Annotated in this window: 11 protein-coding genes and 2 pseudogenes; 5 read left to right on the top strand and 8 right to left on the bottom strand. The window is 66.3% G+C overall.

What is annotated here, in order from left to right; genetic code table 11:
* Window positions 1–120: 120 nt before the first annotated feature.
* Window positions 121–1335, bottom strand: coding sequence for a S8 family peptidase (locus L0C59_RS03200; RefSeq protein ID WP_243089771.1), 1215 nt, complete (start codon window positions 1333–1335; stop codon window positions 121–123).
* A 71-nt stretch (window positions 1336–1406) separates the two neighbouring features.
* Between L0C59_RS03200 and pyrF the strand changes: the two genes are divergently transcribed.
* The 5 genes and pseudogenes from pyrF to L0C59_RS11095 all read left to right on the top strand — a co-directional run.
* Entirely contained in the window at window positions 1407–2180 is a 774-nt protein-coding gene (pyrF, locus tag L0C59_RS03195) for an orotidine-5'-phosphate decarboxylase (RefSeq protein ID WP_243089770.1), read from the top strand.
* A gap of 5 nt (window positions 2181–2185) precedes the next feature.
* A complete protein-coding gene (pyrE, locus tag L0C59_RS03190) occupies window positions 2186–2737 on the top strand; it encodes an orotate phosphoribosyltransferase (protein WP_243089769.1) in 552 nt (183 codons plus the stop codon).
* 4 nt (window positions 2738–2741) lie between these two features.
* Window positions 2742–3743, top strand: coding sequence for a hypothetical protein (locus L0C59_RS03185; RefSeq protein ID WP_243089768.1), 1002 nt, complete (start codon window positions 2742–2744; stop codon window positions 3741–3743).
* A complete protein-coding gene (locus L0C59_RS03180) occupies window positions 3740–4708 on the top strand; it encodes an NAD(P)H-dependent glycerol-3-phosphate dehydrogenase (RefSeq protein ID WP_243089767.1) in 969 nt (322 codons plus the stop codon). The genes L0C59_RS03185 and L0C59_RS03180 overlap by 4 nt, the downstream gene beginning before the upstream one ends.
* A 105-nt stretch (window positions 4709–4813) precedes the next feature.
* Window positions 4814–5017, top strand: a pseudogene (locus tag L0C59_RS11095) (Uma2 family endonuclease); the annotation flags it as partial.
* 33 nt (window positions 5018–5050) lie between these two features.
* Here the strand turns inward: L0C59_RS11095 and L0C59_RS03170 are convergent.
* The 7 genes and pseudogenes from L0C59_RS03170 to L0C59_RS03140 all read right to left on the bottom strand — a co-directional run.
* Window positions 5051–5761 (bottom strand): alpha/beta fold hydrolase, encoded by a 711-nt coding sequence (locus L0C59_RS03170; RefSeq protein ID WP_243089766.1) that lies wholly within the window; start codon window positions 5759–5761, stop codon window positions 5051–5053.
* Window positions 5762–5965, bottom strand: coding sequence for a hypothetical protein (locus L0C59_RS03165; RefSeq protein ID WP_243089765.1), 204 nt, complete (start codon window positions 5963–5965; stop codon window positions 5762–5764). It lies immediately after the preceding gene.
* Entirely contained in the window at window positions 5962–6378 is a 417-nt protein-coding gene (sufU, locus tag L0C59_RS03160) for a Fe-S cluster assembly sulfur transfer protein SufU (protein ID WP_114313916.1), read from the bottom strand. Before sufU ends, L0C59_RS03165 begins: the two co-directional genes overlap by 4 nt.
* Window positions 6379–6389: 11 nt before the next feature.
* Window positions 6390–7604, bottom strand: a complete 1215-nt coding sequence (locus L0C59_RS03155) for an aminotransferase class V-fold PLP-dependent enzyme (protein ID WP_243089764.1) — start codon at window positions 7602–7604, stop codon at window positions 6390–6392.
* A gap of 80 nt (window positions 7605–7684) precedes the next feature.
* A complete protein-coding gene (locus L0C59_RS03150; protein WP_243089763.1) occupies window positions 7685–9100 on the bottom strand; it encodes a multicopper oxidase family protein in 1416 nt (471 codons plus the stop codon).
* Window positions 9101–9157: 57 nt separating this feature from the next.
* Window positions 9158–9547: a DUF302 domain-containing protein gene (locus L0C59_RS03145; protein WP_243089762.1), complete on the bottom strand. Its 390-nt coding sequence runs from the start codon at window positions 9545–9547 to the stop codon at window positions 9158–9160.
* Between the two features lie 102 nt (window positions 9548–9649).
* Window positions 9650–10000 (bottom strand): annotated as a pseudogene (locus L0C59_RS03140) (peptidase M4); the annotation flags it as partial.

Genomic DNA, 10000 nt, shown 5'->3' with positions numbered 1-10000 from the left:
CCGTTCCTGCGCTTTCAAGACCCCGTGGTCCAAACGGGTGCGACCCCCCTTGGGGGGTTTTCTCTTTTTCCATGGAAAGGACCAGCCCCCGCCCTAGGGCGGGGGTTTCCCTTTGGGGGACTAGAATCCCCTCACGTTCAAGAAGGGCTCGGGGTGCGGATTCCCCGAGGTGTTTTGCCAGGTGGCGGTGCTTTCGGCGTTTTGCAGGAGGGCCTGCTTCACCTGGGCTGGGGTGTAGCTGGGGTAGCGGGAAAGCACCAGGGCGGCCGCCCCGGCCACATGGGGGCTGGCCATGGAGGTGCCGCTGATGGTGTTGTAGCTAGTGGTGGAGGAGTTCCAGGTGGACAGGATGGAAACCCCCGGGGCGGCGAGGTCCACGTCCGGGCCGTAGTTGGACCAAGAGGGCCAGTCGTCCTGGCTGTTGGTGGCGCTTACGGTGATGACCTCGTCGTAGGCGGCGGGGGTGTGGTTGGCGGCGTTGTCCCCTTCGTTGCCGGCAGCCACCACCACCGTGATCCGGTAGTCGCAAACCGCCTTTTGGATGACGTTGTGGAAGGCGTTGGTGGAGCGGGTGCTGGGGCAGTACTGGCCGTCTTGGTCGTCGATGCCGCTTCCCCCGAGGCTCATGTTGATCACCTTGGGTTTGCCCCCGTTGTTGTGGCCGATAACCCAGTTGATGCCCTGGACGATGCCGCTGGTGCTTCCCGACCCGGCGTTGGAAAGGACCTTCACCGCCCATAGCTCGGCGGCGGGGGCCACGCCCAAGACGCCCACGCTGTTGTTCACCGCGGCCACCGTGCCCGCCACATGGGTGCCGTGGCCGTTGTCGTCGTCATAGGCGGCTTTGCATCTGCCCCGGCACTTCACCACCGCATACCCCCCCATCAGGTTGGTGAGGTCCTCATGCCCCACCTTGATGCCGGTGTCCACCACGTACACGGAGACGTTGGCCCCCTTGGCGGTGGTGGTGGGGGCACCGATGCGGTCTACTCCCCAGGGGATGGTCTGGGCGTAGGCCTTGACCTCCTGGTCCGGGGTCAGGGCGTAGACCCTGGGGTCTTGGGCCAGGCGCTGGGCCTGGGCGGGGGTAAGGTTGCGGAGGATGATGGCCCCCAGGGCCTCGAGGCGGTCCTCCGCGGGGATGGAAAGGCCGTGGGCCCTTTCCAAAGCGGCAAGGCGCTCGGAGAAACGGGCGGGAAGCGTGGGCGAGGCCGTGGGCTCCAGGATGGCGATGTAGGTCTGGCCCGCTTCCCTAAGGGCCTGGGGCTTCAGGGTGGCCTGCTGCTGGCAGGCGGCCAGGGCTAGAAGACTTAGGGCCAGAAAAAGCCTTTTCATACTTCCTCCTTGTTTACGCCGCCAACTTTATGTCCTGCGAACCGGGGTTGTCAAGGCCTATAGTGGAAGGCATGGATTTTCTCCTGGCGCTTTCCCGCCCTCCTTTGGTCCTCGGGGTGGACCCTAGGCCCGAGCTTCACGGGCTTAAGCCCCTAGCCCACCTAAGGCGGTACACGCTGGAGCTTCTTGAGGCCCTGGCTCCACGGCTGGCTGGGGTGAAGTTCCAGCTGGCCTTCTTCGAGGCCCTGGGCCCGGAGGGGCTCGGGCTTCTTTTTGAGCTGGCCAGCGCCGCCCGGGTCATGGGCCTGCCGGTGATCTTTGACGGGAAGCGGGGGGATATCGGTTCCACCGCCGAGGCCTATGCCAAGGCCTACCTCCAGCGCTTTCCGGGAAGCGCCCTTACCGTGAACCCCTACCTGGGCCTTGATGCCCTAACGCCCTTCTTCCAGGCGGCCCGGGAAAGCCAGGGAGCGGTGTTCGTTCTGGTCAAGACCTCCAACCCTGGATCGGGGTTTTTGCAGGACCTATCGGTGGAGGGAAGGCCCCTTTACCTCCACCTGGCGGAGGCCCTGGCCCGGGAGGGAGAAGGGTATTGGGAGGGGGAGTGGAGCCGCATCGGCATGGTGGTGGGGGCCACCTACCCGGAAGCGGTCTTAGCGGTGCGGGAAAAGGCTCCCCATGCTCCCTTCCTCCTCCCCGGGGTAGGGGCCCAAGGGGGGAGGCCCCTGAAGGGCCCCGGCCTTTTGAACACCGCTAGCCGCGCCCTTTTCTACCCGGGAGGCAGGCCGGATCTCGAGGGGGCCTTAAAGGCGGCGGAGGACTTCTATAAGGCTTTGGTAGAGTAGGGGGGATGGATGTCCTAGAGCTCTACCGCAGGACGGGGGCCCTTCTGGAAGGGCACTTCCTCCTGCGCTCGGGGTGGCATTCGCCCATCTTCCTGCAATCCGCTGCCCTCCTGCAGCATCCCCTCTATGCGGAGGCGGTGGGGGAGGCCTTGGGCAAGCTTTTTGAAGACGAAAGGGTGGACTTCGTCATCGGCCCGGCCCTGGGCGGGGTGGTGCTCTCCTTCGTGGTGGCCAAGGCCTTGGGGGCCAGGGCCCTTTTCGCGGAAAAGGATGGCCAGGGAGGGATGACCCTGCGCAAGGGCCTCACCGTGAACCCGGGGGAGCACTTTGTGGCGGTGGAGGATGTGGTGACCACCGGGGAGAGCGTGCGCAAGGCCATACGGGCAGCGGAGGCCAGGGGAGGGGTCTTGGTGGGCGTGGGGGCCATCGTGGACCGAAGCGGGGGGGTGGCGGACTTTGGCGTCCCCTTCCGGGCCCTGCTTAGGCTGGAGGTGCCCCAGTACCTTCCCGAAGCCTGCCCCCTGTGCCGGGATGGTGTCCCCTTGGAGGAGGTTTGAGGCCATGCGCCTTGTGGCCTGGCTTCTTCTTCTTCCCTGGGCCTTGGCCTCCTCCCCGGTGGAGCCGGCTCGGCAGGCGGCGGAGGCCTGGCTTGCGGGAAAGCTTTCGCCGAGCCTCGAGGAGGTCCTGAGGGCTTCCCCCGAGGAGGCTCCCGGGCTTTTGGAGCGCTACGCCCTTTTCCCGCCCCCCCCAAAGGGCCTCTCCCTCAACCTGGATAGCCCCAGGGTGGAGGGGAACCGGGTCCTCTTCCCCGCGGCCGTGGGGGAGGAGGTGGGGGAGGTGGTGGTGGTCCTGGAGGGGGGGGAGGCTAAGCGGGTCTACTTCCGCCCCCAGGGGCTTTCCCTCCCCGGGTACCTCCTGAGCCCCTTGGCGGGGTGGGGGTTCTTGCTCCTTTCCCTTTTCTGGGGCTTTCTCCTCCTCCAGCCCTCACCCTTTCGCGCCTGGCTTTTGGAGGCTTTTTCCCTCCTCCGCGCCCACCGCGGGCTTTACCTTTTCACCAATCTCCTTCTCTATGGCCTCTTTGCCCTGGGGAGTGTGCTGGCCTATGGGATGCCGGAGATGGCCCGGGCGGTGCAGGCCCTTTTCGGCGGGGCCCTCGAGGCCATTGGCTTGGAAAAGGCCACGGGGAAGGGCATCCTGGTCCTGGCCGGGGCGATCTTCCACTGGAACTTTGGCCAGGGGCTTTTCCTCACCGGGCTTCTGCCCGCCCTGCTTTTGGGGATTCCCGTCCTCCTCTTGAATGCCCTTCGCTATCTGGTCTTCGGTTTCGCCCTGTCCCCGGCGCTTTTGGGCGCTGCCTTCCTGGTCCACCTCCCCACCCTTGTCCTGGAGCTTCAAGCCTACATCCTGGTCACCTTTGGGGGACTGGTGCTTCTGGCCAAGACCGCGGGAGGGGAGGGGTATAGGAAGGGGCTTAGGGCCTTGCTACTCACCTTCTACCTGGGGGCTCTTTTCCTGCTTTTAGCGGCCTGGTATGAGGCCTGGGAGGTGAGCGCGCTCCTATGAAGGTGGCCATCCTGGGAGCTGGGGCCTGGGGCACCGCCTTGGCGGTCCTTCTGGCCAGCAAGGGGATTCCCACCGCCCTCTGGGCCAGGAGGAAGGAGCAGGCGGAGGCCCTTAGGGCCAACCGGGAAAACAAGGACTACCTGCCAGGGGTGGCCCTCCCCGCTTACCTTTACCCCACCGCGGACCCCCAGGAGGCCTTGGAGGGGGCGGAGCTGGCCGTGGTGGCCCTGCCCTCCAAGGCCCTGGAGGAAACCTTAAGGCCCCTGCCCAAGGCCCCTTGGTATCTTTCCGCCACCAAGGGGCTTTTCTTCAAGGAGGGGGAGCTCTACACCCCCAGCGAGGTGGTGGAAGCCTTAACCGGTAGGCCCGTGGCCGTCCTTTCCGGCCCCAACCACGCGGAGGAGGTGGCCCGCTTTCTCCCCACCGCCAGCGTGGCGGCGGGGCCTTTGGAGCTAGCCAAGAGGGTGCAGGAGCTTTTCTCCGGGCCCACCTTCCGGGTCTACACCAGCCAAGACCGGCGGGGGGTGGAGCTGGGTGGGGCCTTGAAAAACATCCTGGCCTTGGCGGCGGGGATGGTGGACGGGCTCCGCCTGGGGGATAACGCCAAGGCGGCCCTCCTCACCCGCGGCCTTAGGGAGATGGTGCGCTTCGGTGCTGCCCAGGGGGGAGAGGAGGCCACCTTTTACGGGCTTTCCGGCCTGGGGGACCTCCTGGCCACCGCGTATAGCCTCCACTCCCGAAACCGAGGGGCGGGGGAGAGGCTGGTGCGGGGGGAGGCCTGGGAGCGCCTCGAGGACCGGGGGGTGGTGGAGGGGCTCTATGCGGTCAAGGCCCTCATGGCCTGGCGGGAGCGGACCGGGCTTGAGCTTCCCATCGCCGAGGCGGTCTATGGGGTGGTCTATGGGGGGCTGGATCCCCTAAAGGCCCTTTCCGCCCTCATGGCCCGGGAGCCCAAGGGGGAGTAGCCCCTTGGCTTGGCCAAACCCCGGTGCCGCAAGGGGTGGGGGCCTACAATAGGGATCCTGGCCCCAAAGCTTCCCCAGACCTTGGAGGAGGAGGCCCGACCCCCGGTGAAGCGGGAGTACCTGCGGGGGCGCGTGTACGCCGTGGCGGGGGCCAGCGCCCCCCATAAGCGGGTGGCCCTCCCCGTCGCTGCCCGCTTTCTGGAAGCGGCCAGGTCCAGGGGATGCCGGGTGTATAGGAGCGGCATGAAGCTCAGGATCCGGGGTGAGGCGGTTTACTACCCCGACGTGATGGTGGTATGCCGGCCTGGGCCTGACCCTGGGGGGCGAGGAAGTCTTCCGCCTCTAGAGCACCTCGGCCAAAAAGCCCAGGAGGGCAGTGCGGAAGGCCTTAGGGTTTTCCAGGTTGGAAAGGTGCCCGGCCTCGGGGAGGATGAGCAGGCGGGCGTCGGGCAGGGCCTTGGCCATGGCCTTGGCCTCCTCGGGCGGGGTCAGGGTGTCCTCCTCCCCCACCAGGACCAGGGCCGGGCGGCGCATCCCGGGAAGAAGGGGGGTGGAGTCGGGGCGTTCCGCCAGGGCCAGGAGGCTTCCTGCCACGGCCTCGGGGCTGGCCTCCAGGATGAGGGCCTTAGCCCTTGCCATCACCTCGGGCTTCTCCTCCCGGGTGGTCTTGCCCAGGTGGCTTGGGAGGAGGGCCTCGGGGAGGAAGCCCACCCCTTCCGCCAGAACCCTTTCCCTCAGGGCGTGGCGGTTTTTCCTGCCCTCCTCGGTGTCGGCTCCCGCGCGGGTATCCGCCAGCACCAGGCCCAAAAAGCGCTCGGGGGCCCTCCGCCAGAGTTCAAAGATGAGGTAGCCTCCCATGGAAAGCCCCACGAAGACCGCCTCCTCCAGGCCCGCCTCGTCCATCTCCCCCAGCACCTTATCCGCCGCCTGGGAAAGGGATAGCCCCAGGTAATGGGGGGCCAGGACGGGAAGCCGCCCCCGGAAGTAGCCCATCTCCTCTTCCCACATCCGGGGGTTGTAGGGGAATGCGTGCAAGAACACCACGCCTCGCATCTAGGCCTCCTTCACCGCTTCCCCCTCGAGGCCCAAGGCCTTGAGCCGGGCGATGAGGCTTGGGTCTTCCACCACCACATAGTTGCGCCCATCGTGGCTCTCCGCCCTAAGGAGCCCCGCCTTGGCGGCCTCCTTCCAGGCCTCCATGAGGTCGGGGTACTGGACCAGCAAGGGGGTCACCTTATGGGCGGGGTAACGCCTCACCGCAAGGCCTCCTCGAGGGCGTGCCAGGCCAGGGTGGCGCACTTCACCCGGGCGGGGAGCTTGGCCACCCCCTGGAGGGCCAGGAGATCCCCTAGGGCGGGATCGGGAGGGGCCCCTTCCACCACCATGGCCTGGAACTTCCTGGAAAGCTCCAGGGCCTCCGCCACCTTCTTCCCCTTCACCAGCTCGGTCATGAGGGAGGCGCTTGCGGTGCTGATGGCGCACCCTTGGCCCTGGAAGCGGATGTCGGCGATGGTATCCCCTTCCAGCCGCACCATCACCTCCACCTGGTCCCCGCAGGAAGGGTTCATGCCCCCGGCGGTCTTGGTGGCCTGGGGCAGGACCCCGAAGTTTTTGGGGTTCTGGTAGTGCTTGAGGATGATCTCCCGGTAAAGCTCGTCAAGGACGCTCATGGATTCCCCCATTATAACCAGGCCCGGTACCGGGTGTGGATGCGCAGGAGGGCCTCCACGAAGCGGTCCACCTCCTCGAGGGTGTTGTACAGGTAAAAGCTCGCCCGGGCCGTGGCGGCCAGGCCCAGCTTCCGATGGAGGGGTTGGGCGCAGTGGTGCCCGGCCCTCACCGCGATTCCCTCCAGATCCAGGAAGGTGGCCAGGTCGTGGGGGTGGAGGCGGCCTAAGGTGAAGGGGATGACCCCGCCCCGATCCTCCCCCCGGGGGCCATACACCTTGAGGTCCGGCACCTCCGCAAGGCGGTCTATGGCGTACTCCAAAAGGGCCCGGTCATGGGCAAAGACCCGCTCCATGCCCACTTCCATCAGGTAGCTGGCCGCTTCTCCCAAGGCGATGGCCTCGGCGATGGGGGGGGTGCCGGCCTCAAAGCGTTGGGGAGGAGGGGCGTAGGTGGAGCGGTCCACGTGGACCTCCCGGATCATCTCCCCTCCCCCCAGGAAGGGCATCATCCCCTCCAGGACCTCGTACCGTCCAAAGAGCACCCCGGCCCCCGTGGGCCCCAGCATCTTGTGGCCGGAGAGGGCAAAGAAGTCGGCCCCCAGGGCCTTCACGTCCACGGGCAGGTGGGGGGCGCTTTGCGCCCCGTCCACCACCACCAGGGCCCCCACCTCCTTGGCCTTCCTGGCGATCTCGGCCACGGGGTTGATGGTGCCCAGGACGTTGGACATGTGGACCACGGAGACCACCTTGACCCTTTCCGTGAGGAGGGTGTCCAGGGCGGAGAGGTCCAGCCGGCCCTCCTCGGTGAGGGGGATGGCCTTGATCCGGGCTCCCTTAAGCCCCGCCACCAGGTGCCAGGGCACAAGCCCCGCATGGTGCTCCATTTCCGTGACCAGGACCTCGTCCCCTTCCTTCAGGTTCCTCAGGCCCCAGGCGTAGGCCACCAGGTTCAGGGCCTCGGTGGTGTTGCGCACGAAGACGATCTCCTTCTCCTCGGCGTTGAGGAAGCGGGCCATGCGGCGCCTGGCCTCCTCGTAGGCCTCGGTGGCCGCCACGGAGAGGCGGTAGGCCCCCCGGTGGACGTTGGCGTTGAGCTCCTTGTAGTAGCGGTCCAAGGCCTCCAAAACCCGCTGGGGCTTCTGGCTGGTGGCGGCGGAGTCCAGGTAGACCAGATCCGGCCGCCCAGCGATCAGGGGGAAGTCCTCCCTTAGGGCGGTAAAGTCCATGCCTCCAGTCTAGCCTTAAGCGCGGAGGTGCGCCTGCCTTGGGAGAAGGGTGTCGAAGGCCACCACCAGGGTGGAGAGGCTCACGACGAGGGCCCCACCTCCAGCACCGCCATCATGCCCCGGTCCTCGTGCTCCACGATGTGGCAGTGGAAAACGGTCTTCCCGGGAAGGTTCTTAAGGGGAACGAGAAGGCGCGCCACCTCTTTGGCCTTCAGATTGACCACGTCCTTGAGGGCGCGGTAAGGAAGAGGCTTGCCGTTCGCCGAGAGAACCTGGAAGGGGTGGGTGTGCAGGTGGAAGGGGTGGTCCATGTCCCCTTGGTTTTCCACCTCCCACACCTCGAGGTCCCCCGCCCGTCCCTGGAAGTCCACCCGGAGGTGATCGAAGGTTTGGCCGTTGATGAAGAATTTCCCGGCCATCATGTCCTCGGTGAAGGCGATGCGCCGGGTCACCCTGGCCTGGTTGGGGTTGAGGGGGGGTAGTGTGGCCAAGGCCTTGGGCAGGGGGAGGGGTTTGGGGCGGGGTGGGGCCACCAGGGTGAGGAGGGTTTGCGGGCTGCCAGGGCTTGCCCCCGTGGACATCCCTCCGTGGCCCATGTGCCCCATCCCGCCCATAATGTGGATCCCTCGGTCGTAGGGTAGGGCGAGGAGGCGGAATACCCCTTCCTTCTGAAAGCGTACCAGGACCTCAGCCCGTTCCCCGGGGGCCAGGAGGAGTTCGGGGATCTCATAGGGTTCCTCCAGGAATCCCCCGTCGCTGGCGATGAGGTAAAGGGGATGCCCCTCCAACCGGAGCCGGTAGTAACGGGCATTGCTGGCGTTCAGCAAGCGGAGGCGCAAGGTGGCCCTGCCGGCCCGCAAGGTGGGGCGGGAGGCCCCGTTGACCAAGAGGAGGTTGCCCTCCTTGCCGTTGATCCAGTCCATGGGGGAGTGGGGGGCAGGGCGGCCTCCCGCAAGCTCCAGGTCCTTTAAAACGAGAAGGTGCTCCTCGGCTTCCCGGAGCTCAGGAATCCCGTCCAAGGGGCTTTCCACCACCATGGCCCCCGCCAGTCCGGCGAAGAGCTGGGGGGCCACCCGCCCGTGCAGGTGGGGATGGTACCAGAAGGTTCCCGCCAGGTCCTGTGGGACGGTGAAGGCGTAGCTCCAGGTTTCCTTCGGCGGGATTTCCAAAAAGGGGTCGTCCACCTTAGGGGAGATGGGAAGCCCGTGCCAGTGCAGGTTCGTGGACTCGGGGAGAAGGTTTTCCAGCTCGAGGCGCACGGCATCCCCCGGGCGCACCCTGAGGGTAGGCCCTGGGAAGCTGCCCCCGTAGGTCCAAAGCCGCGCTTCCCGGCCCACCAGGGAAAGGGGGGTGGGGGCAACCCTCAGCCGCACCTGCAAGAGGCCATCCCGGCTTTTGAGCACTGGGGGTTCGGGAAAGGAGGCTTGCCCTCTGGCCCGGGGGGAGAGGAGGAGGCCTGCGGTAAGCTTTAAAAGGGTTCGGCGATCCGTGTTCATACCTCCAGAGGGTAGGGGGGGTCTGTAAAGGAAGTATAAAGGTCCCTTTGGAACCCTCTAGAGCTTGGCTAAGGCTTTCTCCAGCCGGCTTCTAGCCTCCTCCACCACGGGCTTAAGGACCTCCTGCTTTTCCGGAGGGAGGGCCTGGAACATGCCCTGGGGGTCCTGGAGGAGGATTTCCACGCCCTCACCGCTTTCCCTGAGCACGGCGTTGCAGGGGAGGAGGAGGCCGATGTCGGGTTCGGCCTCGAGGGCCTTGGCGGCCAGGTTGGGGTTGCAGGCCCCGAGGATCAGGTAAGGGGGCCTTTCCAGGCCCAGGCGGGCCTTCAGGGTGGCGGCCACATCGATCTCCGTGAGGATGCCGAAGCCTTCTTCCTTTAAAGCGGCTTCCAGTCGGGCACGGGCCTCGGCCAGGCTGGTCTGAAGGGTTTTCCTTAGGTCCGTCATGATACCCTCCCTGCCTAAAGTGTAACGGAACCTGAGGGAGAAGGCTCTTCGTGAAAGCCATATTGAGCGGTTTATGGGGGTATAGGAAGGGCCCTACCGGGGTCACTCTCCCAGGAAGAGGCCATGCCAGGTGTGGACCCAGACCTCCCCCGTGTAGGTGTTCACGGAAAGCATGCCCTCCACCTCCTTGCGCCCGAAGTCAAAGGTGTAGTACCCGGGGAAAGCCCCGGCTTCCAGCACCTGGGCACCCGGGAGGTAGCCTTTCAGGAAGGTTTCGGCCAGCTTCCTGGCTTCCGTCAGGGGGAAGCGGACAGGGGTCTGCACGGGCCCGCCCATCATGCCGTAGCGGGTGTTCCACATCATGTTGGGGCCAGGTTCCGGGGAGACCACTCCCGTGTAGCGATCGGCGATGAGCTCAAAAAGCGCCTGCCCCTTCTCGTCCACCACCTGGGC

Origin of the sequence: Thermus neutrinimicus, from assembly GCF_022760955.1 — a bacterium.
Taxonomy (GTDB): domain Bacteria; phylum Deinococcota; class Deinococci; order Deinococcales; family Thermaceae; genus Thermus; species Thermus neutrinimicus.
Note: the sequence above shows the minus strand (reverse complement) of the source record. Positions and strands in the feature narration are given on the sequence as shown.